Annotated in this window: 29 protein-coding genes and 1 pseudogene; 11 read left to right on the forward strand and 19 right to left on the reverse strand. The window is 70.7% G+C overall.

The genetic code is table 11. The features are described 5' to 3' along the window. Positions 1–22: 22 nt before the first annotated feature. From IE317_RS09055 to IE317_RS09065, 3 genes are read right to left on the reverse strand one after another with little or no spacing between them, the layout of a single operon-like run. Positions 23–862 (reverse strand): carbohydrate ABC transporter permease, encoded by an 840-nt coding sequence (locus tag IE317_RS09055; RefSeq protein ID WP_191308153.1) that lies wholly within the window; start codon positions 860–862, stop codon positions 23–25. After that, the gene (locus IE317_RS09060; protein WP_191308155.1) at positions 855–1,814 is read right to left on the reverse strand and encodes a carbohydrate ABC transporter permease; all 960 of its coding nucleotides are present in this window, start codon (positions 1,812–1,814) and stop codon (positions 855–857) included. The genes IE317_RS09055 and IE317_RS09060 overlap by 8 nt, the downstream gene beginning before the upstream one ends. Positions 1,815–1,820: 6 nt before the next feature. After that, complete coding sequence (locus IE317_RS09065) at positions 1,821–3,137, reverse strand: ABC transporter substrate-binding protein (protein WP_191308157.1); 1,317 nt, start codon at positions 3,135–3,137, stop codon at positions 1,821–1,823. A 161-nt stretch (positions 3,138–3,298) separates the two neighbouring features. Between IE317_RS09065 and IE317_RS09070 the strand changes: the two genes are divergently transcribed. Next, positions 3,299–4,453 (forward strand): ROK family protein, encoded by a 1,155-nt coding sequence (locus tag IE317_RS09070; protein WP_191308159.1) that lies wholly within the window; start codon positions 3,299–3,301, stop codon positions 4,451–4,453. A gap of 113 nt (positions 4,454–4,566) precedes the next feature. Continuing rightward, positions 4,567–5,322, forward strand: coding sequence for a class I SAM-dependent methyltransferase (locus IE317_RS09075; protein ID WP_191308161.1), 756 nt, complete (start codon positions 4,567–4,569; stop codon positions 5,320–5,322). Between the two features lie 64 nt (positions 5,323–5,386). Here the strand turns inward: IE317_RS09075 and IE317_RS09080 are convergent, their stop codons facing one another. After that, positions 5,387–6,331: an NADP-dependent oxidoreductase gene (locus IE317_RS09080; RefSeq protein ID WP_191308163.1), complete on the reverse strand. Its 945-nt coding sequence runs from the start codon at positions 6,329–6,331 to the stop codon at positions 5,387–5,389. 147 nt (positions 6,332–6,478) lie between these two features. On the opposite strand from IE317_RS09080, the gene IE317_RS09085 reads away from it, so the two are divergent. Further along, positions 6,479–6,973: a MarR family winged helix-turn-helix transcriptional regulator gene (locus IE317_RS09085; RefSeq protein WP_191308165.1), complete on the forward strand. Its 495-nt coding sequence runs from the start codon at positions 6,479–6,481 to the stop codon at positions 6,971–6,973. Positions 6,974–7,057: 84 nt separating this feature from the next. On the opposite strand, the gene IE317_RS44420 is transcribed toward IE317_RS09085, so the two are convergent. Next, complete coding sequence (locus tag IE317_RS44420) at positions 7,058–7,375, reverse strand: hypothetical protein (protein ID WP_229902575.1); 318 nt, start codon at positions 7,373–7,375, stop codon at positions 7,058–7,060. 36 nt (positions 7,376–7,411) lie between these two features. Between IE317_RS44420 and IE317_RS45410 the strand changes: the two genes are divergently transcribed. Then, a complete protein-coding gene (locus IE317_RS45410) occupies positions 7,412–7,549 on the forward strand; it encodes a hypothetical protein (protein WP_373309002.1) in 138 nt (45 codons plus the stop codon). Positions 7,550–7,634: 85 nt separating this feature from the next. After that, entirely contained in the window at positions 7,635–8,144 is a 510-nt protein-coding gene (locus IE317_RS09095) for a hypothetical protein (RefSeq protein ID WP_191308169.1), read from the forward strand. Between the two features lie 60 nt (positions 8,145–8,204). Here the strand turns inward: IE317_RS09095 and IE317_RS09100 are convergent, their stop codons facing one another. Further along, positions 8,205–9,107, reverse strand: a complete 903-nt coding sequence (locus IE317_RS09100) for a zinc-binding dehydrogenase (protein WP_229902577.1) — start codon at positions 9,105–9,107, stop codon at positions 8,205–8,207. 155 nt (positions 9,108–9,262) lie between these two features. On the opposite strand from IE317_RS09100, the gene IE317_RS09105 reads away from it, so the two are divergent. Both IE317_RS09105 and IE317_RS44430 read left to right on the forward strand, forming a co-directional pair. Then, positions 9,263–9,700: a PPOX class F420-dependent oxidoreductase gene (locus IE317_RS09105; RefSeq protein ID WP_191308171.1), complete on the forward strand. Its 438-nt coding sequence runs from the start codon at positions 9,263–9,265 to the stop codon at positions 9,698–9,700. Between the two features lie 107 nt (positions 9,701–9,807). After that, a pseudogene (locus tag IE317_RS44430) lies at positions 9,808–10,837 on the forward strand (aldehyde dehydrogenase family protein). 82 nt (positions 10,838–10,919) lie between these two features. Here IE317_RS44430 and IE317_RS09120 read toward each other — a convergent pair. Further along, the gene (locus IE317_RS09120) at positions 10,920–11,501 is read right to left on the reverse strand and encodes a TetR/AcrR family transcriptional regulator (RefSeq protein WP_191308173.1); all 582 of its coding nucleotides are present in this window, start codon (positions 11,499–11,501) and stop codon (positions 10,920–10,922) included. A 108-nt stretch (positions 11,502–11,609) separates the two neighbouring features. On the opposite strand from IE317_RS09120, the gene IE317_RS09125 reads away from it, so the two are divergent. Together IE317_RS09125 and IE317_RS09130 are read left to right on the forward strand one after the other, a co-directional pair. Then, positions 11,610–13,172, forward strand: coding sequence for a GMC oxidoreductase (locus IE317_RS09125; protein WP_191308175.1), 1,563 nt, complete (start codon positions 11,610–11,612; stop codon positions 13,170–13,172). Positions 13,173–13,201: 29 nt separating this feature from the next. Beyond that, positions 13,202–14,380 (forward strand): lipase family protein, encoded by a 1,179-nt coding sequence (locus IE317_RS09130; protein WP_229902578.1) that lies wholly within the window; start codon positions 13,202–13,204, stop codon positions 14,378–14,380. Between the two features lie 109 nt (positions 14,381–14,489). Here IE317_RS09130 and IE317_RS09135 read toward each other — a convergent pair whose 3' ends face one another. From IE317_RS09135 to IE317_RS09175, 9 genes are all read right to left on the reverse strand, one after another. Continuing rightward, on the reverse strand, positions 14,490–15,062 hold the full coding sequence (locus IE317_RS09135) for a DivIVA domain-containing protein (RefSeq protein ID WP_191308177.1): 573 nt from the start codon (positions 15,060–15,062) through the stop codon (positions 14,490–14,492). Between the two features lie 266 nt (positions 15,063–15,328). Further along, positions 15,329–16,552, reverse strand: coding sequence for a hypothetical protein (locus tag IE317_RS09140; RefSeq protein ID WP_191308179.1), 1,224 nt, complete (start codon positions 16,550–16,552; stop codon positions 15,329–15,331). Positions 16,553–16,862: 310 nt separating this feature from the next. Beyond that, positions 16,863–17,489 (reverse strand): hypothetical protein, encoded by a 627-nt coding sequence (locus tag IE317_RS09145; RefSeq protein ID WP_191308180.1) that lies wholly within the window; start codon positions 17,487–17,489, stop codon positions 16,863–16,865. A 171-nt stretch (positions 17,490–17,660) separates the two neighbouring features. Further along, positions 17,661–18,311: a response regulator transcription factor gene (locus tag IE317_RS09150; RefSeq protein WP_191308182.1), complete on the reverse strand. Its 651-nt coding sequence runs from the start codon at positions 18,309–18,311 to the stop codon at positions 17,661–17,663. After that, positions 18,296–19,381, reverse strand: coding sequence for a hypothetical protein (locus IE317_RS09155; protein ID WP_229902579.1), 1,086 nt, complete (start codon positions 19,379–19,381; stop codon positions 18,296–18,298). Before IE317_RS09155 ends, IE317_RS09150 begins: the two co-directional genes overlap by 16 nt. Then, complete coding sequence (locus tag IE317_RS09160) at positions 19,374–20,435, reverse strand: sensor histidine kinase (protein ID WP_229902580.1); 1,062 nt, start codon at positions 20,433–20,435, stop codon at positions 19,374–19,376. The genes IE317_RS09155 and IE317_RS09160 overlap by 8 nt, the downstream gene beginning before the upstream one ends. 447 nt (positions 20,436–20,882) lie before the next feature. Further along, the gene (locus IE317_RS09165; RefSeq protein WP_191308509.1) at positions 20,883–21,026 is read right to left on the reverse strand and encodes an NAD(P)-binding protein; all 144 of its coding nucleotides are present in this window, start codon (positions 21,024–21,026) and stop codon (positions 20,883–20,885) included. A 48-nt stretch (positions 21,027–21,074) separates the two neighbouring features. Then, on the reverse strand, positions 21,075–21,494 hold the full coding sequence (locus IE317_RS09170; RefSeq protein WP_191308186.1) for a hypothetical protein: 420 nt from the start codon (positions 21,492–21,494) through the stop codon (positions 21,075–21,077). Between the two features lie 37 nt (positions 21,495–21,531). After that, entirely contained in the window at positions 21,532–22,056 is a 525-nt protein-coding gene (locus tag IE317_RS09175) for a DUF2231 domain-containing protein (protein ID WP_191308188.1), read from the reverse strand. A gap of 118 nt (positions 22,057–22,174) precedes the next feature. Between IE317_RS09175 and IE317_RS09180 the strand changes: the two genes are divergently transcribed. Further along, a complete protein-coding gene (locus tag IE317_RS09180) occupies positions 22,175–22,906 on the forward strand; it encodes a helix-turn-helix transcriptional regulator (protein ID WP_191308190.1) in 732 nt (243 codons plus the stop codon). 146 nt (positions 22,907–23,052) lie between these two features. After that, positions 23,053–23,748, forward strand: a complete 696-nt coding sequence (locus tag IE317_RS09185; protein WP_191308192.1) for a type 1 glutamine amidotransferase domain-containing protein — start codon at positions 23,053–23,055, stop codon at positions 23,746–23,748. A 691-nt stretch (positions 23,749–24,439) separates the two neighbouring features. On the opposite strand, the gene IE317_RS09190 is transcribed toward IE317_RS09185, so the two are convergent. Genes IE317_RS09190 through IE317_RS09200 form a run of 3 tightly spaced genes read right to left on the reverse strand, consistent with a single transcriptional unit; the run spans position 24,440 to position 26,863 of the window. Next, entirely contained in the window at positions 24,440–25,360 is a 921-nt protein-coding gene (locus IE317_RS09190; protein WP_191308194.1) for an alpha/beta fold hydrolase, read from the reverse strand. A gap of 34 nt (positions 25,361–25,394) precedes the next feature. Next, positions 25,395–26,633, reverse strand: a complete 1,239-nt coding sequence (locus IE317_RS09195) for a beta-ketoacyl-[acyl-carrier-protein] synthase family protein (RefSeq protein WP_191308196.1) — start codon at positions 26,631–26,633, stop codon at positions 25,395–25,397. Then, a complete protein-coding gene (locus tag IE317_RS09200; protein ID WP_229902581.1) occupies positions 26,630–26,863 on the reverse strand; it encodes a phosphopantetheine-binding protein in 234 nt (77 codons plus the stop codon). The genes IE317_RS09195 and IE317_RS09200 overlap by 4 nt, the downstream gene beginning before the upstream one ends. Positions 26,864–26,946 lie beyond the last annotated feature (83 nt).

Raw genomic sequence — 26,946 nt, forward strand, 5'->3', positions numbered from 1 at the left:
ATTCGGGGAGGGTGTGGGTGGGCTACTTGACGGCGCCGGCGGTGAGCCCGGAGACCAGGTAGCGCTGGAAGAGGAGGAAGCCGGCAACGATCGGAACCGAGACGATCAGGCTCGCGGCCATGACCTGGTTCCAGTACACCTGCACTTGGGTGGAGTACTCCTGGAGGCCGACGGCGAGTGTCCTGGTGTCCGAGTCCGTCATGACGGAGGCGAACAGCACCTCGCCCCAGGCCGTCATGAAGGAGTAGATCGACACGGCGACGATGCCGGGAACCGCGGCGGGGATGACGACGCGGATCAGCGCGCCCACCGGCCCGTTGCCGTCGACCATCGCGGCTTCGTCGAGCTCCTTCGGGATGGAGTCGAAGTAGCCGGCGAGCATCCAGATCGCAAACGGCAGGGAGAAGGTCAGATAGGTCAGCGTCAGGCCGAGGCGGGAACCGTACAGGACGATGCCGGTGGTGTTGCCGATGCTGACGAAGATCAGGAACAGCGGCAGCAGGAAGAGGATCCCGGGGAACATCTGGGTCGACAGGACGGTCATGGCGAAGAAGTTGCGGCCGCGGAACTTGTACCGGTTGATGGCGTAGGCCGCGAAGATCGCGATCAGCACCGAGCAGACGGTGGCCGCGCCGGAGATGACCAAGCTGTTGAGGAAGTACTTGGCCAGCGGGATGGTCTCCCAGATGTCGAGGAACGGCTGGATCGTCACCGTCGTCGGGATCCACTGCCACACGCCCTGGACGTCCCCGAGGGGCTTCAGCGACGTGGACACCATCACGTACAGCGGCAGCAGGGTGAACAGCGCGAGGAAGCCGAGGACGATGCGGCGGGCCCAGGGGACCCAACGGGGCTCAGACACTGGCCGTCCTCCTCCGGCGGGCGGTCAACGCGAGGTACCCGGCGCTGACCAGCATCAGGAACAGCAGCAACAGCACCGACATGGCGGAGCCGAGGCCGAAGTTCCAGGTCACGAACGAACTCTGGTAGATGTGGATGGAGATCAGCGACGCCTCGCGCGGAGCGGACTTCCCGAACAGGACGTACGGGGTGTTGAAGTCGTTGAACGTCCACAGGAACAGCACGAGCAGCAGCACCTGGTTGACCGGGCGCAGCATGGGCTGCGTGATCGCCCGGAACTGCGTCCACCAGCCGGCACCGTCGATCGAGGCCGCTTCGTAAAGCTCGCCGGGGATGTTCTGCAACCCCGCCATGACGATGAGGAACGCGAACGGCCAGTTCCGCCACACCGACACGGTCAGCAGCGACCAGAAGCTGTTGTCGCCGATCAGCCAGAACGAGTGGGTGCCGAGCAGGCTGTTCACCAGGCCGGTGTCGCGCTGGAACATGAACGACCAGGTGATGACGGCGGCGTACATCGGCAGCGCGTACGGAACGAGGAACAACGTCCGCAGCAGCCCGCGCCCGCGGAAGCTGCGCTGCATCAGGACCGCGGCGGACGTGCCGAAGAGCCAGCAGAACCCCACCGACAGCACCGTGTACTCGACGGTGATCCCGAACGAGTGCGCCAGCGCCTTGCCCGTGGCGGTGTCGAAGTCGAGGACGAACTTGTAGTTGTCGAGCCCGGCGCCCGGGGCCGCCGACCAGTTCCGGATGTAGTACTGGGTCAGCTTGACGAAGCTCATCACGACGCCGACGAGCATCGGGACGACGTGGATGAGCAGTTCGAGCAGGAGAGCGGGCAGCAGCAGGAGGTACGGGAGGGCCGGCCGGCGGCGGGTGCGCCGCGGGCTCCCGGGCCGGGGGGCACCGGACGCCTTCGCGGCCGGCGCCCCCCGCACAGCGGTCGTCATCTCGGGTTAGCTCCCGGCCGCGATCTGCTGGTCGGCCTGGGCCAGCTGATCTTTGATCTTGCCCGCCTCGACCGTCCGGCCCGCCGCGACGTCGGCGAACATCGTCTTCATGGCGGTGCCGATCAGCGTCTCGAACTGCGACTCCTGGGGGACCTGCGGCATGGGTTCGGCCGTGGTGCTCAGGACGGCCTGGAACACCTTGACGTCCTCGGTCTGGAAAGCCGGGTCACCGTAGGCGTCCTGGACGGTGGGCAGCGAGCCGTAGGTCTTGTTCAGCTGGGCCTGCTCGGGTGCCGACACCATGAACTTCACGAAGTCCAGTGCGGCTTGCTGGTTCTTGGTGGACTTGAAGACCGCCAGGTTGATGCCCGCGACGAAGCTGGTGACCTTCCGGCCGTTCGCGGGCGGGTTGGCCGGCAGCGGGATCGGCGCGACGCCGATGTTGGTCAGGTCCGCCCCGATGTTCTTGAACGAACCGGCGGACGCCTGGTTCATGAACATCGCGGCTTTGCCGTCCGCCAGGTCCTTGAGGGACTTGGCGGTGTCGGCGTACTCCGCGTTCGACGGGTTGACGATCTTGTCCTTCTGCATGAGGTCGACGAACTGCTGGACGGCCGCGACGGCCGGATCCGACGCCAGTTGCGGCTTGCCGTCCGGGGTGAAGAAGTTCGCCCCGTGCTGGGCGCCGAGGATCGCGGCGTGGTGGCTGTTTTCGGTCACCTGGCCCGCCTGCAGCGACAGCCCCCACTGCCCCTTCTGCGGATCGGTGAGCTTCTTGCCGTCCGCGACGAGCTCTTCCCACGTCGCCGGCGGCGCGGAGATACCGGCGTCGGAGAACAGCTTCTTGTTGTAGTAGAGACCGTAGGCCTGACCGTAGAGCGGAACGCCCACGGGAGGCTGGCCGCTCGCGCCGGTCGCGGCCAGCGAAGGTCCGAGGAACCGGGACTTGCCGCCCACCTTCTCGAGGTTGGCGTCGTCGAACGGCAGGAACGCGCCGGTCGCCTGGAGCGAGGCCGACCACGTGTTGCCGATGTTGAGGACGTCGGGCCCCTGGCCGGAGGTCGTGGCGGCCAGGATCCGGTTGAGCAGATCCGACCAGGGGACGACCTCGAGCTTGACCTTGACGCCGGTGGCCTTCTCGAACTTGTCGAGCTCGGGCTGCAGGACCGCTTTGTCGTTGTCGAGGCTCGTGCCCTGGTTGGAGGCCCAGTAGGTGAGTTCCTTGGGGCCGTCGGCCGACGTGGAGTCGCCGCCGCCACAGGCGGCGGTGGTGGCGGCGGCCAGCGCCAGGACGAGCGCTGACGCGGTGGTTCTCATTCGCATCTGAAGTCCTCGGGGTGCGTGGACGAGCCACGAAGGGTCTCTGTGACTCAGGACACAGCTTAATTCGCGCCTTGATTTAACTCGTGTGACCAACAAGAGTCAAGGGCGTGAACCCGCTTCGTTCACGCGTGGAAGAAGTGGTTACCGGGAGAATCCAAGCCATGACGCAGCGCCAGCCGAGCACCGTGGGCGCTCTCGGCCGGGACAACCGCTCGCTGTTGCTGCGCTCGCTGTACTTCAGTGCTCCGGCCAGCCGCCAGGCCCTGGGAGCGGCCACCGGACTGAGCGCGGCCTCGGTCGGCAAAGTGGTGCGCGAACTGGTCGGCGAAGGCGTCGTGACCGAGGACGGCTCACTGGACTCCGACGGCGGCCGGCCGCGCAAGCTGTTGCGCGTCGTCCCCGGTCACCGCTTCGTGGCCGGGGTGGACGTCGGCGAAACGAGGATCCGGATCGGCCTGTTCGACCTGGCGATGACCGAGCTCGCCAACGCCGACCGGCGCATCGACCCCCGCCGGCACGGCCCGGAAACGATCGCTTCGCGAATTCTCGCGGGCTTGACCACCGTTCTGGCGAAGAGCGCCGTTGCCTCCGACGCGGTCCTCGGAGTCGGCGTGAGCGTACCGGGCAGTGCTCGGCGAACGGAGAACCTCGGCTGGGACCCGGTTCTCCTGGAGAAGCTGCTGCGCAGGGGAACCGACCTGCCGCTGCATTTCGACAGTGACGCCGGCGCCATGGGAAGGGCCGAGCTGTGGTTCGGCAGCGGCCGGGAAACGCCCGGCACGGTGGTCGCCTGGCTGGGCTCGTACGTGGGAGCCGGCCTCATTTCCGGAGGCCCCACCACCCACGGCACCCGGACGGGCGCGGGCGAGTTCGGGCACACCGTCCTCGTCGCCGGCGGGCGTCCTTGCCGGTGCGGCAGCAAAGGCTGCCTCGAGGCCTATGTCGGCGCCGAGGCGATCCTCGACCGCTTCCGCGAAGCGGGCGGGGTCATCCCGGGAGACGCCGACCTGGAACCAGCCCTCGCCGCCATCGTCCACGACGACCGGGGAACCGGAGTCCTGGCGGAGACCCACCGCTACCTCGGCGCGGGCATCGGCGGGCTGATCAACCTGCTCAACCCCGCCCGCGTCGTCCTCGGTGGCTGGGCCGGCTTGCTCCTCGGCGAGCGCGATCTCGACGCCATCCGCGACGCGGCCCGCCTCCATTCCCTGAAGCACTCGTTCGCCACGACAACGATCGACCTGTGCGGCCTCGGCCCGGACGCCGCCACCCGCGGTGCCGCCACCCTCCCCCTCGAGCACTTCCTGAACGGCTGACGTCCGGCCAGATCGACTTCGGCCTGTCCGCGCGAAAACCATTGGTGCTCGGCATGCTCCGCTGATGGACTGACGTCCCGCCGGGATCCTGCTGCGTGACGGAGGTAGTGGTTGTGACGGATTATGACGTGCTCGCCGAGGTGTACGAATGGCTCATCTCGGACGCGAAGTTGCCTCCGGCCGAGTTCGCTGCTTCGTTCGATGACGTCCTCCGTCTCCTGCCGTCGAACGCTCACGTCCTCGACTGTTCGTGCGGAACCGGACAGTTGGCGGTGGGCCTCGCTGGTCGTGGCATCCAGGTTGTCGCCACTGACGCCAGCGACGCGATGGTTCGACGGACCGCCGAGTTGTCCGAGGAGTTCGGGGCCTCCGTCCGGGCCGTGCGGGCGAGCTGGGAAGAGTTGCCCGGCCATTTCGAGGACGGCACGTTCGACATGGTGTTCTGCGTGGGCAACTCACTGCACCATGCCGAGGGCGCGAGAGGCAGGGTTGCTGCCCTGGAGTCGATGTCACGGCTCTTGCGCCCTGGCGGGCGCCTGGTCCTCACCTCCCGCACGTGGGAACTCGTGCGGGCCGGAGGTTCCCGGCTGGACATCGGTGACCGACTCGTCCGCCGGAACGGTCGCGATGCCGTCGTGGTCTACCGCTGGGAGATCGCGCCGCATTGGGAGCAGGAGCACCACATCGAGATCGCGATCGCCCAGGTTGATGCGGCTGGGTCGGTTCTTGTCCGGTCGGAACTGCTGTCCTGCTGGCCCTACCGGTACGAGCAACTCGAAGTCGAGCTGCGCCGGGTCGGACTCCGGCCGGAAGTGAGCACGTTCACCCTTGAGGCCGAGAACTATCTGGTGGTCGCGAGCAAGGTCTAGACACTGTGCAGGCGGAAACCGGCGGCTCACTTCATCCACGGTCCGGCTGCCCAAGCGCCTCCGGTCAGGCGGCGGACGGGACGACGACGACCTTGCCGTGCACCGAGCCTTCGGCGGCTCGGGCGTGCAACGCCGGCAGTTCCGGCAGCGGCACCCGCTCGGCGACGTCGACCCGCAGCTCACCGGACTCGACCAGCGCCACCAGCGTCGCCAGCTGCCCGGCGTCGCTGCGTACGAACAGATCGATGCCCCGCACGCCGCGGTCCTCATCGGACGGTGCGGGCATCCACACCGTGGTGTTCACCAGCACCCCGCCCGGCCGCACCAGCGTGCCGAGCGCGGCCAGCTGCTCCGGGGCGACCGGAGCGAGGTTGAGCGCCAGGTCGACGGGCTCGCTCACCGCGTCGGTCACGCTCGTGGCCGTGTGGTCGAGCACCTCGTCGGCACCGGCGGACTTCACCGCGTCCGCGCTGCGGGGGCTCGCGGTGGCGATGACGTGCGCGCCGGCCCGCTTGGCCAGCTGCACCGCGTAGCCGCCGACCGCGCCGCCGGCCCCGTTGACCAGCACGCGCTGCCCCGCGGTCAGCTTGCCGTGGTCGAACAGCGCCTGGTACGCCGTCAGCCCCACCAGCGGCAACGCGGCCGCGTCGGCCAGTGGGACGTTCGTCGGCGCGGCGGTCAGCACCTCGGCCGGGGCGATCACGTACTCGGCCGCCGCGCCGGTCTTGTCCATCGGCAGGAAGCCGACGACCCGGTCGCCGACCGCGAGGCCGTCGACACCCGCGCCCAGCGCGTCGACGACGCCGGCGACGTCGAGACCGGGGGTGTGCGGCAGCGCCACCGGGATGGGGCCCTGCATGAAACCCCCGCGGATGTTGCCGTCGACGGAGTTGAACGACGTCGCCGCCACCCGGATCCGGACCTGCCCCGCACCGGGAACCGGCACCGCCACCTCCTCGTAGCGCAGGACATCGGGGTCGCCGTACTCGTGGAACCGCACTGCCTTCATCGGACTCTCTCCTCGTCTTGCTTCGATTTCGAAGCAACTGCAGACAACCGTACATCCGCTTCGAATTCGAAGCAAGTGAGGTGGCTCACCCGCCGCCGCGACCAGGCGGACCCCGGCATTTCGAATTCGAAGCAGTAGACTGCGGACATGGCCGCTTCCCTCGATCCCGTGCAGCTCAGTACCTACTTCGACCTGATCGAGGTGACCAGCTTGCTGCGCCACGCGGTCGAGCAGCAGCTGAAGGAGGCCGGGGACCTCAGCTACGTGCAGTTCCAGCTCTTGGCCCGGCTCGGCGACGCCCCCACCGGCAGCCACCGCATGACCGACCTCGCCGACGGCGTCGTCTACAGCCGCAGCGGCCTGACCTACCAGGCCGGCCTGCTGGAGAAGGCGGGCCTGGTCGAGCGGACCCCCTCGCCGGACGACGAGCGGAGCACCACGGTCACCATCACCGACGCCGGCCGAGCACGGCTCGCGCAGGTGCTGCCCGGGCACATCGAGGTGGTCAGCGGCCTGCTGTTCGAGCCGCTCTCCCGCTCCGACGTCGAAACCCTCGCGGCGTTGCTCGCCCCGGTACGCGACCACATGCGCTCGACACCACCCCGGTCGGCCGCACCGCGGCGCCGCAAGACCGGAGCCTGACGGACCGATCGCCGAAGCCAGGTTCCCTGCCGCCCGCGACAACCCCCGGCCTGAAGGCCGGGGAACTGCGGCGGCCGATGGCGCTCACGCCGGCCTGACGTCCTCGACGTGCTCGGCCAGCCAGGCGCGGAAGGTCTGCAGCCGCGGGTTGAGCGACCGCACCACGTCCAGGTCACGGGCCGCCACGAAGTCACGCTCGCCCTCGACGTAGAACTGGAACATGTTGCCGAACTCCTCGCCCGCCGGGAGCCCGAGCGAGCGGAACCGGTCGTGCGTGAGCGGCCGGTACTCGACCGGTTCGCCCAGTGCCTCGGCGAACGCGGCGGCGTACTGAGCGCCGGTCAGGTGCTCACCCGCGATGCTCACCGTCTCCCCCACGTACTCCTCGCCCGCGGCGAACACCCCGTAGGCGCTAATCGCGAGATCGCGCGTCGGCTGGTGGTCGCCGAGACCACGATCAAGTCGTGCATGTCCAGCATCCTGGCCAAACTGGACGTCCGCAACCGTGTCGAGGTGGCCCTGGTGGCCTGCCGGGTCGGGCTCGTACCCCTCCACCACCCGCTGGGTCCCGCCTGAGAACGGTGCCCCCTGGTTTGAGGCACCGGGTTCGGGGTACTTGCGCAGTCCGCTCATCGATCACCCCAGACCACCGAGGACGAGCATGCCTGAGCCGACCACGCCCGAGCCCCTGCCGGCCGAGCTGCGTGCGCTGGCCGCCGACGCCGAAGCGCTCGCGGCGCGGACCGCGGAGGTGGCCGCCCGGCTGCAGACCGCGCCCGACGGCCACCTGCAGCGCCTCGCCCGGCCCATCGCGAAGGCCACCCACGACCTGAGCGACTACACCGCCGAGGTTTCCCGGACGGCCGAAGACCTGGCCCGGGTCCGGGTGGCCCGCGACCCCAACCTGTGCGACGTCCCGTGGGGCGTCTGCCCCACCCACGGTGTCACGCTGCACTCGAGCGGAGGACGCGCCTGGTGCACCGATCCCGGCTGCGCCGCCGCGTGGGACTACGACCGGCTGCACACACCCTGTGCGGAGCCGGTCACCGCGGTGGTGACCGATCAGGACGGCGTGACCGCCAGGCTGTGCGAAGCCCACGCCCGGGACGCGAGCGACCGGCTGTCGGGCTGCACCGTCTCCCGTCTGGACCACCAGGACTCCGGCGGCTGAACCGGCATCGCCATCGCAGCCGACGGCGTCCCGCTGCCCGGCCACCACCGCACTCCCCGATCAGGTGAGGTCCAAGATGGTCTTTCCCCGGCCGTGCCCGGAATCGAGCCGCTCGTGCGCTTTGCGCACCTGAGCCAGCGGCAGGACCTCTTCGACGACCGGCCGGGCCTGGCCACGCTCGAACACCGGCGTCAGCTCCTCCAGCCGGCGGCGTTCCCGGGTCAGCATGATCCCGTGCAGCTGCTGGTTGCGCTGGTACAGCGCGCTCAGCTCGCCCTTCGGTGGCAGCACCGTCGCGATCCGGCCGAACGTCCGGGTCGCCGCGCAGCTCTTGACCAGGTTCTCGCCGCCGACGAGGTCCAGCACGGCGTCGACGCCCGTGCCGCCGGTGTGCTCCAGCGCCACCTCGACCGGATCGGCTTCGTGGTAGTCGATCGGCTCGGCGCCGAGGTCCCGCACCAGGTCCTGGTTGTCCGGGCCCGCCGTGGCCAGCACCCGGGCACCCGCCGCGATCGCGAACTGCACGGCGAAGGTGCCGACCCCGCCCGCACCGGCGTGCACCAGCACCGTCTCCCCGGGACGCACCGCCAGCCGCCGGACGATGGCCTCCCACGCCGTGCCTCCGGCCAGCGGGATCGCCGCCGCTTCGACGTGACTCAGGCCGCGGGGCTTCGGTGCGACGATGGTCGCGGCCACGACGTTCAGCTCGGTGTAGCTCCCTGCCCGCGACGCCATTTCCGGCGTGTAGAACACTTCGTCGCCCCGGGCGAAATCGGACACGCCGGGGCCGACCGCCTCCACAACGCCGGAGACGTCACCTCCGAGGACGGCGGGCAGCTCGAGGTCCGGGATGGCCACCCCCTGCCGGATCTTCGCCTCCACGGGATTGGTCCCCGACGCGAACACCCGGACCAGGATTTCTCCCGGCCCCGGCTCGGGCCGCTCGACCTCCTTGAGCGTCAAGACATCAGGGCCACCGAATTCCGTCAGTACCACGGCTTGCACAGACATCCCGCCCGCGTACCCGGCGGCGGCCCGGGGAAACCACTTCCGTTTGTCCCCCACTCGCCCGGGTAGCCGATCAGTGTGACGCACTGCCCGATCGGAAGGAGCCCGCCGTGCCCGCAGGCACCGCCGACGGCCCGAAGCTGCTGCCCGAAACCGAAGAACTGGCCACCGGCAAGAACTTCGCCGCGGTCACCACCGTCCTGCCCAGCGGACGGCTGCAGACCCAGATGATCTGGGTCGACGTCGAAGACGGCGAGCTCGTGCTCAACACCGAAACCCACCGCGCGAAGGCCCACAACGTCGCCCGCGACCCGCGGATCACCGTGCTCATCCGCGACGAGGCCAACCCTTACCGCTACGCCGAAGTCCGCGGAAAGGTCACCGGTGTCGAGAACGGCGAACGGGCCCGCCGCCAGGTCGACCGGCTCTCCCGCAAGTACACCGGCGAGGACTACCCGCCGGACAACATCAAGTCCGAGCGCGTCATCCTGCGCGTGACCCCGGAGCGGCAGACCTACATCGACCAGGCCAAGGGCATCGGCGACTGAAGGGACCGGACGTGGGAGGGCGGCCGCCGCGGCCCAACACGGGCACACCTGGGCGCACACCGACTAGCACCAGCACTGCCCGGTGCGTCCCGTTCGGCGTGGTTGCGGTGATCGCGCCCTGGAAATTCCCGCTCGTCCTCGCCATGCGGTCGGTCGCCCCGGCCCTGCTGCGGCGTCGTCATCGCCCGCCTCTTGGAAGAAGCCGGGTCGCCCGCGGGCGTGCTGCACATGGTGCCCGGCAAGGGCAGCGAACTCGGCAACGCCGTCGCCGAAGACCCCAACATCGACATGATCTCCTTCACCGGCTCGACCCCGGTCGGGCGGGAGCTGGCGCAGGCGGATGATCAGCCGTTGACACACCGCGAGTGGATTGCCCCATCGAGGGACCGTCCCTCGGCGGTGCGGGGAAATCGTTTGTCCCGAATCAGCTTCGCCCCAAAGCTGAAAGTCATTGCTGTGCCTCACAACCGTGATCTGCCAGAGATTCTCGACAAGGAGACGCACATGACTCGACGTCGATTCCCGGTGGCCGCACTGACCGCACTGCTGCTGATGGCCGCCGCACCCGCCGCGCAGGCCGGGCCGGCACGCCCGATGGATGATGTGCTGCCGCCGATCGGTCAGGAAATCGAGCTGACCGGAGACGCGCCGGACACCCCGCTGCAGATCCGGGATTCGGCGGAATCGGTGCACTTCACCGGTGGCCTCCGGGTCAAGGTGGAAGCCGACCCGGACGACCCGCTCACCTCCCGGCGCCTGCAGGTCTCCGGGATGCGGTTCACCGGCAACCTCGCCGACGGCGGCGGGCGGGCTCGCCAGGACGGCACGATCACCATCGAGCAGAACGACGTCGACGTCGACGCGAAAAGCCTGCTGAAGCTGACCCAGAAGTTCCCGCCCCGGTACGAGCAGGTGATGGTGCTCGGCTTCACCATGACCATCGACCAGCCCGACCGCGCCGAGCCCCTCGTCCTGACCACCAAAGAACCGGCGAAGCTGATCGGGCAGCTCACCCAGTTCCCCCCGTCGGGTGACATCTACCAGCTGCGGAACCCGGTCGACCTGGTGCTGCCGGACAACCCGGACGACACCGTCGCCACCCTCCAGCAGTTCCCCGTCAAGGTCGGCGGCTTGTGAACCACCGCGGCCGTCATCGAAGGGACTGCGGCGAGGCCATGGCGGCGTAGATCACGCCCTCCGGACGGAACCGGCGGCGAACCTAGCCCGTGTCCGCGGTGTGGTTGCGCTGGTCGGCGAGACCGTCGAGGAACACCCGCACCAATCGCTCCGCCGGTTCCGTCGGCTCCCGCGTGACCAGTCCCGACCCCAGCGCCGCCTCGTGCATCTCGAACAGCAGGGCCAGGTCCGCGGGTTCGATGTCCGCGCGCACGATGCCTTCGCGTTGCGCCTCCTCCAGAGCCGGGCGCAGCAGCGAGACCACGGCGTTGGCGTGTTGGCGTTGGCTGCGCTCCGGCAGCTCCCGGAACAGCCGCACGAGCGGGCGGCGCCGGGCCTGCATGGCGAGCATTGATCGCAACAGTTCGCGGAACGGCTCGCGGCTGCGTACCTGGTCCTTGAGCGCGGCGAGGTGATGGGCGGCGACGGCGAGGGCCAGCGCCCCGCGGTCGGGGAAGTGGCGGTAGACGGTCGCGCGGCCGAGGCCGGCTCGGCGGGCCACCTCGTCCAGGCCGACGTCGGCGTCTTCGCTGAACGCCTCGTCGGCCGCGCGGAGAATCGCGTCGCGGTTGCGCCGGGCGTCGACGCGCCGGGACGCAGCCGCGGACGGTCGCACTGCGCGCATGAAACGGCACCCTACTCGCCAGTAGTGAGACGGGCAATCCATTTCATCTCTCGTTTCGGGTTCCTACAGTCACCCAGGGTCACGACCACTGCCCGGAGGAACCCGCCCATGCGCACCTTGAACCGCCGAACCGTCCTGCAGGGCGCCGTGGCCGCTGCGGGCGTCGCCGCGCTCGGCGCGGGCCGCGTGCCGGTCACCCGGGAGGAGCACCGGGTCGTGATCATCGGCTCCGGGTTCGGCGGCGGGGTCACCGCGCTGCGGCTCGCCCGGGCCGGGGTGCCGGTGCTGGTGCTCGAACGCGGCCGGCGCTGGCCGACCGGGCCGGACGCCGAGACGTTCCCCCACCCGACGTCGGCGCCCGACAAGCGGATCTTCTGGCTGGGCTCGGCGCCGGCGTTGCCGGGCCTGCCGTCGCTGCCGCCGTTCGAGCGCTACACCGGGCTCCTGGAGCAGGTCAGCGGCCAGGGCATGAACATCATGTGCGCGGCAGGCGTCGGCGGCGGGTCCCTGGTCTACCAGGGCATGACGCTGCAGCCGACGGCCGAGCTGTTCCACGCGTGCTTTCCCGAGGAGCTCGACTACGCGCGGCTGGACGCCGAGTACTACCCGCGGGTTGCCGCCATGCTCGGCATCGCCACCGCCCCGGACGCCCTCGTCGCGAGCAAGCCGTACCAGGCGGCCCGGATCTTCGCCCGCAACGCACGCAACGCCGGCTACGCCGTCGAGAAGATCCCGATGCCGATCGACTGGGACTACGCGCTGCGCGAACTCGACGGGGAAATGAAACCGTCCTACACCAACGGCGACTGCGCGCTCGGGGTGAACAACGGCGGCAAGCACTCGGTCGACGTCACCTACCTCGCGGCCGCCGAGGCCACCGGCCGCTGCACCGTCGCGAGCCTGCACAACGTCACCGGCGTCGCGCTGGCCGAGGACGGCCGGTGGGAGGTCCGCGCCGACCGCATCGACACCGCCGGGACCGTACTCGAGCAAAAGGTCCTGACCGCGAAGGCGCTCGTCATGGCGGCCGGGACGGCGAACACGACGCGGCTGCTGATGCGGGCGGGCGCGAAGGGCGACATCCCCGACCTGCCCGACGGGCTGGGCGCCGGCTGGGGCAGCAACGGCGACCGCATCTACACCTGGACGAACCTCGCCGACGACTTCGGCGCTCCACAAGGCGGCCCGGTCGTCTACGGCAGCAAGGAATGGGACGATCCCGCGACGGCCAACACCGTCATCCAGGCGTCGCTGCCGCCGCTGCCGGACCTGCGGACCACCATGCTCGTCGGGTACGGCATCAGCGAAGGCCGCGGCCGGTTCGTCTACGACGCGGCGAAGGACGACGCCGTCCTGCACTGGCCCTCCGGCGCCGACGCGAAGCTGAGCGCGCGCATCCACGAGCGGATCACCCACATCGCCGGCCCGCCCGGCGTGCTGCTCGACACCACCGCCCTCGTGCCGAGCACCTGGCACCCGCTCGGCGGTGCCGCGATGGGCTCGGTGTGCGACCTGGACGGCCGCGTGCTCGGCCACCGCGGCCTCTACGTGCTCGACGGCGCCTTGATGCCCGGCACGACCGCCGCCTGCAACCCGTCGATGACCATCGCCGCCCTCGCCGAGCGCGCGCTGGACCACCTGATCGCCGAAGACGTCGACCGCGTCTTCTGAACCCGAGTCGGACTCAACGAGGAGTTCCCGTGCGCACGAAGTCCCTCTGGACGGTTCTGCTGGCCGTCGTCGTCACCCTGCTCTCCACGGTGGCCGCGAGCGCCGCGGCCGCCGACCCGCCCCGCGGCCCGGACGGCGACGCCTTCTACACGCCGCCGAGCCCGCTGCCGGACGGCGCGGACGGCGACGTCGTCTGGTGGCGGCCGCTGCCGGACTCCGGCAGCACCAAGGGCTACCTCGTGCTGTACCGGTCGAGGTCCGCGACGGACACGCCGATCGCGGTGTCGGGCCGGGTCCTGGTGCCGACGGCACCGTGGCCGGGCCCGGGCCCCCGCCCGATCGTCTCGGTGGCCAGCGGCACCCGCGGGATCGGCGACCGCTGCGCGCCGTCGAAGTTCCAGCCGGACTACGAGAAACCGCTGTTCGTCGACGCCATGCTGAGCCGCGGCTGGGCCGTCGCGGTCACCGACTACGAGGGCCTCGGCACGCCCGGCCTGCACACCTACGTCGTCGGGCGTTCGGAAGGCCACACGGTGATCGACGCCGTCCGGGCGGCGACCCGGCTCCCCGCGGCCGGCCTGGCCGCCGGCGGGCCCGTCGCGTTCTCCGGGTACTCCCAAGGCGGCGGCGGAGCGGCCTGGGCGGGCGAGCTGGCGCCGACGTACGCGCCGGAACTGCACGTCGCCGCGATCACGGCCGGCGGCACACCCGCGGACCTGAACGTGGTGGCCAAGAGCCTCGACGGCGGCGTCGGCTTCGGGTTCCTGCTGCTCGCGTCGCTCGGCCTGGACGCGGCGTACCCGGAGCTGAACCTGCCGGGCTACCTCAACGACCGCGGCCGGACGCTGTACGCGACCCAGCAGGACGCGTGCGTCGACGCGGTGTTCGGCTACGCCTTCGGCCACATCGCCGACTACACGACGGCGAACCCGCTCACCACCGCGAAGTGGCAGGCCCGGCTGGCCGAGAACGAACTGGGTGCCCACCCGCCGCAGGCGCCGGTCTTCCTGTTCCACGGCAGCCTCGACGAAATCATCCCGCTCTCCCAGGCCCAAGCCCTGCGGCGCGAGTACTGCGCGGCCGGCGTCGACGTCACCTGGCGCACCTACGTCGGCGAGCACGTGACGACGCTGGCGTTCTCCGCGGGCGATGTCGTGCACTACCTGGCCGACCGGTTCGCCGGCAAGCCGGTGTACTCCGACTGCTGAGCGGCCACCGAACGCGGAAGCACGGGAGCCGGCCGCGACCGGCTCCCGTGGGTCTGCGCCGCGATCCGCCGGAGTTCGTCGCGTCGTGCCCGCGCTCAGGCCTTGCCGGTCAGGCGGGGGACGGCGCGGATTTCGCGGGCTCCGGCTCGGCCGGGTCCTCCCCCTCGGCCTCGCCGCCGTATCGGACGCGCAAGTCCTCGACCCCTTCGGCGATCTGGCCCAGCTGGGTCAGCACCGCTCGGTGGGCGGCCCGGATGGCCGCGGCTTCTTCTTCGGCGCGAGAGACGACGAGTTGCGCGTCCCGCTGCGCGGCGCGTTCGGTTTCTTCGCGCGCACTCTCCGCCTCGGCGGCCTTCTTCTCCGCGGCCGCCAGGATCGCCTCGGCTTCCCGGCGAGCCTGTTCTTTGATCTCCGCGGCCTCGGATTTCGCGACCTGGAGAATCTTTTCGATCCGCCGGCCCAGCCCGGCGGCACCATCCGGTTCCGCGGCCCGCGGCGCGGGCACCTGGGCCTTGGCCAGCCGCCGCTCGGCGACCCGCCGCGCCTTCTCGTGCCGGTCCACGCGCTTCTCCACGAGCCGCACGTATTCGTCCACCTGCCTGCGGTCGTACCCCCGCAGGACGAGCGGGAACCGGACGTCGGACTCCGGCGGTGCCTCGGGTTCGGAAACCGTGTTCTCCATACACCGAGTGTCGGCAAGATCGAGACGACCGGCAATCCGAAATCACCCGCTCACACGCCCACAGCGCACTTTCGGGGGAAAACTCGCCGATCGATGTTTCCGGCGATGCGAAAGGGTCACCGGCACCATTCACCCGGAAGTGACATTCGGCCACCGGCGCGGAACGCTGCTTCGCGAGCACCACGGTGTAACGCGGAATTCGACGGTTCACGGCGCCTGACCGGCCGGTGCCGCCTCCGCGTCCGAGGCGGCACCAGCCGGCCGGCTCAGGTCACCGGGTTCTCGACCAGGTAAACCTCCGGCGAAGGCGCGCCGCACGTGATCGGCAGCTCGCCCGCGTTGCCGTTGAACGTGATCGTCGCCGCCGCCGAGCCGAGGGACACCGCGACGCTGCTCGCACCGGCGTCCGGCCGGAACGGTCCGGCCGAAAGCGTGCCCGTGGTCGGCAGCGGCAGCACGATGTCCCTGTCCCGCACCAAGGGCGTCGGCGGGATCACCACGTTCGCCGCGACGTTCTGCACCGCCGGTGTGCCGCCGCGCACGACGAGGTTCAGTTCGGTGACCCGGCCGGAGAAACTGCCGGAGAACCCCTTGTCCAGCAGCTTGTTCACCGTCGCCTTCGGGATCGTCAACGCGCCGGAAGCGTCGGTGAAGGACATCGAACCCGTGCGGGACACGGTGAGCGGGATGGTCCCGCCGACCGCGATCCCGGCGTCGAGCTGCTCGCCGCCGAAGGAACACTTGTAGGGCGCGTTGATGATGCCGTTCAGGTACCCCGGTGCCACCGGCGGGAAGTTCAGCGGCGCACCGTGGATCAGCGACGGCGGCTGCCCGGCCGCGCCGCCGACGGCGATCGTCAGCAGTGCGTTGCCCGCGGTCGGCTTGCACGTGGCGTCGACCTTGAGCTGCAGTCCCCACGACGCCTTGAGCGTGACGTGCGCGACCGCCTGCTCGAACTTCAGCGTCACCGTGCCACTGTGCGGCGCGGTGTACGGGCCGACGTCGAAGGTGCCCTGCAGCGGCAGCCCCACGGTGAGCGGCTCGCCGGGCTTGATGACGATGTCCTTGATGACCTGCGGGGTTTCGGTGACGTTGATGCTCGGCGGGGTCGCGTTGGTGGCCCCGATGGACAACTCCGAGACGGTGGCGTCGGCGCGATCGATGCCCACGGTGCCGGCGAGCCCGGTCAGCCACGTCGGGAACGTGATGGCACCCGATCCCTGGGACAGGAAGAACTGCTGGCCCGGGCCGAGGCTGGTGGCGACCACACCTTGGACGTCGACGCTGGTGCCGAGGTCGAACACCTTCACGCCACCCACGTCGGGCAGCGTGATCGCGCAGCTGATGGGCAGGTCGAAGCGGCCGGTGTCGACGCCGACGGCGGGAACGTCCGCCGGCACGAGCGCCTCGGCGGGAGTCACCACCATGGCCAGGAATGCCGCGGAAACCGCGGCGAGCACACCGATCCGCCGCAGCGGATGTCCGAACATGGCTTGCCTCCGGGAAACGAGGAACGAGGACGACCCATGGGACACCCGAAGGTAGCGGCGGCCACCGCGGAGATCCAGAGCGGACCGGGTTTTCCTCACCACCGAAAGGATCGCCGGCGGAAATCCGCTCACGCGGGGAATGACGCGATGCGCCCGGCCCCCAGGCCTGTCGAAATCCTCGCGGGGCGGGACGCGCCCCGGCGGCTCATCGGCGACAAGATCCATCTCGACGCACTCCGTCGGCCGGATCCCTTGGCCTCGACCGGCGGACTGCTGTCCAACCTGGACTCCAGATGACGCGCCCCCGGCGTCACTTCTTCCAGACCACCGGGGACTTGTCGTAGCCGTCGCCCTTGTCGAACGCCGCGGCTTCGACCGTGCTGCCTTCGCGTGCTCCCTGCAGGGTGCACGTCTCGAACTTGGCGCCCGCGGTGGTGAAGTCCTTGCCCGCGGAGCCGGACTTGCACTGGTCGAGGCTGCCGGTGATGATCACTCCCGTGGAACGGCCGTCGGCGCCGCGGGCGCGCAGGCTCACCGAGGCGTAGGCCAGGTCCGTGCCGCCGACGTTCTCGATCGTCGCGCGCAGGTAGTACGGCGTTATGCCCTTGGCCTTGTCGCCGTACTTGGCCAGGTCGGCGTTCTCGCCCTTGTCGATCGCCGTCACCGTGATCGCGATCGTGCCGGACTTGGTCGTGCCCGACTTGAACGGGACGACCGCGCGCTCGCCCAGCTTGAGCTCGGTGCCCGGCGGCGTGACGTCGCCGGCCGGCACGGCCGCGCCCGTCGAGGACTCCGGGGCGCTCGATTCGGCCGAGGCCGGAGCGGCCGGGGTGCCGGTCGGGGTGGCGGGGACGGCCTGGCCGGACTCCCCGCCGCACGCGGAGAGCAGGAGGGTGGTGGCACAGGCGGCGAACAGGGTGGCGCGGACGTGCTTCATGGATCTCCTCGTGCTGCCCGCCGGACGGGTTCCGGCGGGGCGGCAGCCGCTCGCCGCGGCCACCCCCGGGCCGGTCGCTGGAGCCCGGACGGGGCGCCCGCGCGGCTCCGTCGGCGCGACGTTAACCCGGATGACCGAGCGGTGGTGTGGGCCGTTCGCACCACACGCACGTCACAGATCGTCGACGCCGATCAGGCCGTCCTGGATCGCACGGGCGACGAGCGCGGCCTTGGTCGGCGCCTCGCGGCCGATGCGCGCGTACTTGACCCGGATCCGCTCCAGGTGGGAGTTCACCGTGCTCGCCGCGATACCCAGCCGGTGGGCGACGAACTCCTTCGACTCCGACTGGAACCACTCGACGAGCACCTCCGCCTCCCGCGCCGACAGCGCCGGCCGCGTCTCCGACCGGTCCCCGGCGAGGGCCCCGGCCAGCGACGGCGGCGTGTAGGGCCGGTCCTGCGCCGCAGCCCGCGTCGCCTCGACCAGGTGCTCGGCGCCCTCCGCCTTCGTCAGGTAGCACAACGCCCCCAGTTCCAGGCACTGCAGGGCGACGTCGTCGTCGGCGCGCATCGAGTAGACGACCACCCGGCGGCCGGCCTCGGCGAGACGGCGGAGGTCGCCGAAGGCGGGAGCGGGCCCGCCCAGGTGCAGGTCGAAGATCACCACGTCGGCCGTGGCGCCGGGGCCGAGCCAGGCGGTCTTGACGTCTTCCCCGTCGGCGAGGACGTCGATCGGCGGGTGGCCGGACGCCAGCCAGTACGCGACGCCGGCGCGCACCGCCGGGTGGTCGTCGATCACGACGGCCGTCACTCGGGTCGCCATCGCGCCTCCATCCAGGTCTGCCCGGTGCGGAAGTGGGACGTGACGGGAACCGCTGCCGATCCCGTGACGGCGACGTCGCCGTCCGCCACGACGGCGACGCGGACCAGCTCGGGAGTGCGCAGCACGCTCACCCGGGCCCGGGAGCGGGCGGCGGTCAGCGCGGTGAGCACCGGCCCGGTCAGCTCGCGCCGGGCCGGTGCCGGGACGTCGACGGGGTCGCCGCTCACCGCCAGCGTCACCTCGACCCCCCGCCGCTCGGCCACCTCCAGGCAGGCGGTCACTTCGTGCACCAGGGGGTCGGGCACCTCGTCGTTCTCCGCGAACAGCCGGCGCAGCTGGGCGGCCGCCAGCGCGCAGCGGGCCCGGGCGGACGCGGTGCGCGGGTCGACGGTGCCGTCGGCCAGGCCGCTCAGCAACGGCAGGGTGGCGCCGAGCTGCCCGGCGAACCCGGCGCGCAGGTCGTGCTCCGCCTGCGCGGCGACGGCGGCGCGCGTGGCCAGCCGGTCCCGTTCGGCGGCGGCCGCCCCGGCCTCGCCCGCGCGCCGGTCGAGCAGCCGGACCAGCCCGGCGATGGCGAGCTGGAACGCGGTCACGCCGAACAGCACGATCGCGGCGTCGCCGGACTCGGTCCGCGTGGGCGTCCCGTCGAGCAGGAACTGGACCACACCGGCGGTGACGTGCCCGGCGAGCGCCGCCGGCAAGGCGGCCGTGCGATCGGCGAGCAGGACCAGCAGGTGCCAGCCGACGAGGCCGACGGACCAGTGTGGTTCGCGGAAGAAGGCGTCCGGCGGCAACGCGGCGGTGGCGACGGAAGAGGCGACGAGCACGACGGCGGTTCCGCCGGCCGCGACGACCGCGGGCAGGGGTTTGCGGCGCAGCACCCACCAGGCGCAGACGCCGGTGACGGCGGTGAGAGCTCCGTAGGCGAGGTCGGCGGCGAGCGGCGGCTGGTAGGCGGCGTGGTGGCGCAGCAGGGCGGGGAGACTGAGCCCGGGCTGGATGACGGCGGTGACGCAGAGCAGCACCATGCGGAGGGCCGGGGTGAGCCGGGTCACGGGTGGTTCACGCACGGGACCACCTCAAGGTGACGGTCGTGCCCGCGCCGGGGCGCGAGGTGATCTCCGCCGTGCCGCCCGCGGCCCGCATCCGTTCCACCACCGAACCGCGCACGCCCCGGCGGGACGCGGGAACCTTCGCCAGGTCGAAGCCGGCGCCGTCGTCGCTGACGGTCAGCGTGACCCCGCCGGGTGCGGGACCCAGGTGCACCGCCACGGAATCCGCACCGGAATGGCGTTCGGCGTTGCGGAGCGCTTCTTCGGCCGCGCGCACGACGGCGAGGGCGGCCGACGCCGGGACCAGCGGCACCGGCTCCCAGACCGCCGTCACCGGCAGTGCGCGCCCGGTCGAGATCACGCGCACGCCGGCTTCGAGGTCGACGAGCGTGTCGTCGGCGACGCCGTCCCCGCCGGTCAGCACGACGAGGTCACGTGCCGCGTAACCGGCCACCGCGGCCGGGTCCGTCGCGGCGCCGGAGGCCACCGCCAGGAACGTCGCCGCCGCTGTGTCGTGCAGCAGCGCGAGGTATTCGCGCTCCCGCCGGCGCCGGTCCCGGTCGAGGGCTTCGGCCTGCTCGAGCGCGGCCTGTTCGGCGCGAGCGGCGTCGGTCCGCCGGCTCGACCGCACGAGCAGCACGAACGCCAGCCGCGCGAGCACGCTCTCCACGGCGACCCGCAGCGCCACCGGCAGCCATTCACCCGGGCCGACCCCGATCCCGGCGGCCAGGAGGACGACCAGCGCGGGCCCGGTCAGCCGCGGCGGGTACTGCCACTGCCAGGTGATGGCCGTGGTCGTGAGGACGTTGACCGCCCACAGGCTGGCCTCGCCGGGGACAGAGGTGATCCACGTCTGGGTGGCGCACAGCGCGCCCGCACGCACCACCGACAGCGCGAACGACGCACGCCGCCCACCGAAGACGTCGGCAGCCGCCGCGACCAGGCTGAGCGCGAGCAGGCCGAAGGCCACCGGCAGCGCCGCACCGGGCGTGGCGACGACGCCGAAGATCCCGACGAGGGTGGTGGCCACGGCCCGCGCCGGCCCGGCGAACCGCGTGACCGAGGCTCGCAACTGAGCCTCGACGGGCCCCGGCGTGCCGGCCGTCATCACACCCCCAGCACAGCGTGGAACCGCGGAAATCGGACGAACCGTTTCTATCACCTGCGGGATCCGAACCTCGCGGCCGCCGCATCGGGGGTTCCGGCGGTCAGCCGCCGGACCGGCGGATTAGGCACCCCGGACGGCGATGCCGCCCCCGGACCGGGCCGGGCCGCCGGTGCTCCGATCCCGATGGCTCCGATGCAGCCACGCTGGCGCCGGGAAGGCCGGAAAGCCCGGAGATCCGCCGGGTCACCCCTGACAGCGTCCGCAATCAACTGCGCGAAGAGGGCCGGTCGATCTCGGCCCGCCGAACGCCCCACGCAGGCGTGGCTGACCGCTCCGGCGTGGCCGAAGACGACGGTGATCTTCACCTAGACCCTGAACTACAACGTCATGTGGTCGCCGACTACCTGGGTGTCACGCCCTCGACCGCGAGCCGGATGGGTGGTGCTCGTCACCGAGCAGGACGATCCGGCCGTCGAACCCTGTGCCCCGCAACGCTTCGGCGGCCTTCGCGCCCGCCAAGCCGGCCCCGATGATGACGAACGTCGGCGATACCACCGATGAGCTCCTCGATCGGACTTCGGATGGTGCGCGGGCTGGGCGGGGTCAGCTGTCGATGCCCAGGGCCGCGAGCAGGACGAGCACAACGGTGGCGACGGCGACCAGCCCGTGCGCGGCGACCACCACAACGGGGAAGTGCTGCTCGGGCGCCGCGTCCGAGGCTGAGGCGGCCGCGGTGCGGTTGCGGTAGCCGGGGATCCATCGGGCCAGCATGGTGAAGCCCAGCAAGGCGACCGGCACCAGCAGGACGAACGCGATCCACGCGAGCGTCTTGCCGCCGGCGATCAGGTAGATGATCCACAGGACGAGCCCGGCCGCGGCGAGGGCGAAGTGCCCGAAGATCAGTCCCGGGGAGAACCGGCTGCGTCCCGGTTCGCGGGTGCCGCCCTTGGCGATCCAGGTGCCCAGCATGACGAAGCCGCCGACGGCGGTGACCAGCCAGGCGATCAGCGCGGCGATGTCCATGAGATTTCTCCTCGGTGTGGTGGTGGGAAGGAACGGTTCAGGAGGTGTGGCGGGTCGCGTAGCCCTCGGCCTGGGTGGTCTCGGCGGCGACGCGGACGCCGTAGTGGTAGGCCAGCTTGCCGCCGAGGTAACCGGACGCGGCGAGGACGACGAGCGCGGCCGCGGACAGCACCAGCGGGCCGATCCCGACCGGACCGGGTCCGTCCGAAGCCGCGCGGCGCCAGAAGAACCCGGCGACGTAGGCCGCGGTGACCACGAGGTTGAGGCTCATGTGCGTCAGCCCGGTGCGGAACGCCGGCGTGCCGGTGGGGATGGCCAGCAGGTCGAGGGTGCCGATCAGCGCCGCGGCCAGCGCGCCGACGACGCCGATCGCGATGAGCCAGACCGAGCCGCGCGCCAGGAAACCGGGGTCGTCGACGATCCGCGAGCCGATGTCGAACACCAGGCTGGAGACCCAGGCGCCGATCGGGACGGTGACCAGGATGGGGTGGAAGGGGTGCCCGTAGGGGCCGGCGAGCACGGCGCTCACCGGCTGCTTCGCCTGTTCGAGTTCGTGGGTCATGGTGAGTACTCCTTTTCGCCAGCGAAGTTTGGTCTTACTAGCGGCGGCGGTCAAGTCGAGCAGGTGAGCGCTACCCGATCGGAGTTACAGCCATGACTATCGGTGTTAGCCTGCTTCCATGGACCAGGAGCCGATCAGTGCGCTCGCCGCGCTGGACGATCCGCTGCGGAGCGGCATGTACACCCACATCCGGCACGCCCGGCACCCGGTCACCCGCGACGAAGCCGCCGAAGCGGTCGGCATCTCCCGCAAGCTCGCGGCCTTCCACCTCGACAAGCTCGTCGCCGCCGGCCTGCTGCGGACGCGCTACGAGTTCGTCGGCGGCATCCGCAAGGTCGGGCGCGCCCCCAAGGTCTACGAGCCGTCCGACCTCGAAGTGCAGGTCAGCATCCCGCCCCGCCAGCACGACCTCCTCGCCGACATCCTCCTGGACGCTGTGCTCGAGGAAGGCGACGGCGAAACGGCCCGGCAGGCGACGCTGCGCACGGCACACCGGCACGGCGAAGCGCTGGGCTCGGCAGAACGGGAACAGCTCCGCCCGGGACGCCTCGGCACCGAGCGGGCGCTGACGCTCATCTCGGCCGTCGTCGAGCGCCACGGCTTCGAGCCGGATCGGGAGACCGCGACCTGCCTGCGGCTGCGCAACTGCCCCTTCCACCCGCTGGCCACGAAGGCGCCGGACCTGGTGTGCGGCATTAACCAGGCCTTCCTCGGCGGCCTGCTTGACGGACTCCAGGCTTCCACCGTCGAAGCCGTCCTCGATCCTCGTGCAGGCGAATGCTGCGTGGAACTGAGGCCCGCGACATCCCCACATGACGACGGCAGTGGTTCGGAATCAGCGACCACCTGAGCCACGCCTCGTCGGTACCCGTGGCCGCATGATCGCGGCGCAGTTCGCCCCCCACTTCGGGCGTGGAGCGGCACGATTGGGCTGCGGCTCAGGGGGTAAGCCACCGGTTGAGGCAGAGAACTCGAAGGAGTACGGGAGAACCACGCATGGCCACCCAGAGGATTCTGATCATCGTCACGAACGCCCGGGAGTACGAGAAGGTCGGGATGCGAACCGGACTGTGGTTGGGCGAGCTGACCCACTTCTACGACTACGCCGAGGACCACGGCTTCGACCTCGACATCGCCAGCCCGGCCGGTGGGTACGTGCCGATCGACCCCGAGAGCTTGGCCCACGACGTGCTGAGCGAGTTGGGGACGGACCAGCGGTACCGCGACCGCGAGTTCATGGACCTCCTGAAGAACACCAAGAAAGCCGGCGAGGTGAACGTCGACGACTACGACGCGATCTACTTCACCGGGGGTCACGGCGTGATGTTCGACTTCCGCGACAAGGCTCTGGCCGAACTGACGGCCCGCTTCTACGACAGTGGGCGGATCGTGTCCGCGGTGTGCCACGGCCCCGCCGGCCTGCTGGACGTCACCCTCAACAGTGGCGACCCGCTGGTCAAGGACAAGAACGTGACGGGATTCTCCTGGCCGGAGGAGGAAGCTGCGCAGCGGGCCGACGCGGTACCGTTCAGCCTCCAGGACGAACTGAAGAACCGCGGTGGGAACTACAGCATCGCCGACAAGCCTTTCGAACCGTACGTGGTGACCGACGGGCGGCTGATCACCGGGCAGAATCCGGGTAGCGCTCGCGGGGTCGCCGAGGCCGTCGTCGCGGCGTTGCAGGCCAGGTGACGGGCTGGGCTCATGCATCCTGCCCATACGGGTGAACCTGGCGTGGTGACGAACCCGCACCCACGTCCGCTTGCGCACGGAGGCTCGGGTGGATCGGTGTAACCCGCGGCGACAGCGGCATCGATCTGAGCTTGTGCAACTTCGACGGGAGAGCCGTTCCGGAGGGTGATCACGCCCAAGGTGAGTGGACCGTTGAGCCCCTTACCGCCGGAGAAACGATCTTTGAGGACAACGCCATTCCTGGCACCGACCTGTTCTGCCACAACGGAAAGAAGTGCGCTCTGTTGTGCACGCCGACGCCGCCGCTGCAGAAAACCCATGATCGGACTCTATCCGGCCGGACAGGCGCCAGGTAGACCCGATCAGCGGATCGCCGGCACGGTAGACGTGTTCCAGATTTTGATGATCGACGTTCGAATGGATGCCCGGTCGGCAGCGCCAGCGCGTCGGAGAAGAACTCGTAGTACGGGTGCTGGAGGTCTCCATAGGCACGGCGGGCATGCTCGAGGAACTCCTCCGACCGGTCTTCCCTCCCCGATGCCATGGCGGACCGTGCATTCCCTTCTTGGGGTGGATGCTGACAGGTTGGTTTGCTCGACTTGGTCGATCTTGCCACCGACTCCGCCAGTGACCGCGCCGTCATCGCGGCGCTGGGCATCCCGTAGTGCAGGCCGGCGCTCGTCGCGGGCGATCACCATCCCGGTCGCGGTGACCCGGACGAGCCCGGGAGCAGGTCGGTGTCCAGTTCGCTGCCGTGGTCGGCCACATAGGACGCCGGCTCCACCGGCTGGTCGGTGAAGAACCGGACAGCCAGGTCCGCGACGTCGGCCGCGCGCTCCAGGACCACCCAATGGTCCGCTTCCCTGATGCTCACGAACCGGCTGCCCGCGATCGTGGCCGCGAACTCCCGCTGCCGGTCCGGGCAGGTGATCGAGTCGTGCTCACCGGTGAACACCAGCGTCGGCACCCCGGACAGGCCGCCGTCGAAGGCGGGGCCGCTGATCAAGGACCGGCGCAGGTACTCCATCACGTTGGGCACGTTCACGGCGACGTGCAGCATCGACCGCTTGACGTAGCGGTACACCAGGGACCGCCGGGGGATGTGGCGGCCGGGGTCCAGGCACAACTGCATCCGCGCGGCCACCGTGGCGAACGCTTCGGCGTCGCCGACGGCGAGGTGGTCGGCCGCTTCGCGCAACGACGCCTGCTGCGCGGGACTGGTGTGCGAGACCACGCCGCCGAGAACCAGCCGCGCGATCCGGTCCGGGTTGCGCTGGGCGCACCCGAAAGCGAGTTCGGCGCCGTAGGAATAACCGAACAGGTTGATCCGCGGTACGCCGAGGTCGTCGATGATCCGGTCGATCGCCTGGCCCATGAACGTGGTGTCCGACCCCGCCGGCAGCGGGTCCGAAGTCCCCATCCCGGGCAGGTCCGCGGTCACCAGGTCCGTCAGCGGCGTGATCCGGTCCTCCATGTGGGGCCAGCCGTAACTGCCCTGGAACCCGCCGCCGAGCACGACCACCGGCTCCGTCCGCGGAGCGGGCTGCCGCAGCCGCCGGTAGCTGAACCGCGTCCCGTCGACCGCCAGCGCGCGGACAACTTCCTCGTACATGCTCTGCTTTCTGCTTCCGGCAACCGCCGGGTGATCAGCTGCTCTTCGTGAGGACCAACGCGGCGTTGTGGCCACCGAAGCCCATCGACGTCTTCACCGCGCACTCGAAGGCCGCGGGCCGCGCTTCCTTGGCGACGACGTCGATCGGGATCCGGAGGTCGCGGGTTCGGAGGTTGCCGGTGGGCGGCACCAGCTGCTTCTCCAGCGCCAGGACGGTCAACGCGGCCTCGATCCCGCCGGCCGCGCCGAGCGCGTGCCCGGTCATGGCCTTGGTGGAGGTGACCAGGGGACCTTCGCCGAAAACCCGGTGCAGCATCCGGGCTTCGATGAGGTCGTTCATCACGGTGGAGGTTCCGTGGGCGTTGACGTGGCCGACGTCGGCCGGCGCCACGGCCGCGTCCGCCAGGGCCGTCCGCAGTGCCCGCTCGATCCCCGCGCCTTCGGGATCCGGCGCCACCGCCGCGTAGGCGTCGCTGGAGGCGCCGTAGCCCGCGATGCCGGCCCGGACCCGCGCGCCCCGCGCCGCCGCGTGCTCGGCTCGCTCCAGGACGACGAGGCCGGCGCCCTCGCCGACGACGAACCCGTCGCGGTCGGCGTCGAACGGGCGGCACGCCGTCGACGGATCGTCGCGGCGCGTCGACACCGCCCGCATCTGGCAGGCACTGGAGATCAACAGCCTTGAACACACCGATTCGGCGCCGCCGGCGATGGCGATGTCGCACGCCCCGGAGCGCAGCAGCTGCAGAGCGGTACCGATCGCGACCGTGCCCGAGGAACAGGCCGTGGAGACGCTCAGGCTCGGCCCCCGGGCGCCGAGGTCCATGCAGACGCTGCTGGCGGCGCTGTTCACCGTCGTCATCGGCGCCAGCTTCGGCGACACCCGGCGCGCCCCCTTTTCCGCGAGGACGGTGCTCTGCTCGTCGTAGAACGGAAGCCCGCCGTGGGCCGAGCCGATGACCACCGCGACCCGGTCGGTGTCCCACCCGGCGGTGTCGAATCCCGCGTCCGCCACCGCTTCCCGGGCCGCGATCACCGCGAGCTGGGAAAACCGGTCCATCATCCGCATGGCCGGCACCCCCAGCCGGTTTTCCGCGTCGAGGTCGTCGATGGTGTACATGAAGTCGCACGACAGCCCGTGCAGTTCGTCGCGGTGCCGGACGCCCCGGGCGGCACCGGACCGGGTCACCCCGTGCCACGCGGCGTCGGCTCCGATGCCCGCGGCGGTGACCAGCCCCAGGCCGGTCACCGCCGCGGTGAGCCCGCGCGCCGTCACGCCGCGGTCTTCTCGTCGACCACGGTGGCCAGCTGCCCCACGGTTTCGCGGGTGGTCAGCTGGACGTCTTCGAGGTCGATGCGCAGGCGTTCCTCGAGGAGCACGCGCAATTCTTCCAGGGCGAGAGAATCCATGCCGAGCTCACGCAGCGACGCCTCGGGCCGGACGTCGACCGGTTCCACGCCGAAGGTTCCGGTCAGGAGGGTGGCGATTTCTTGTTCAGCGGTCACGCTGCTCTGGACTCCCATTCACATTCGCGCGACCCACCTTGTTGCGGTCGCGACACGGCACATCGGCAGTTACCCCGCGACCG

The sequence above is a fragment of the Amycolatopsis bullii genome (assembly GCF_014654205.1).
Lineage (GTDB): Bacteria > Actinomycetota > Actinomycetes > Mycobacteriales > Pseudonocardiaceae > Amycolatopsis > Amycolatopsis plumensis.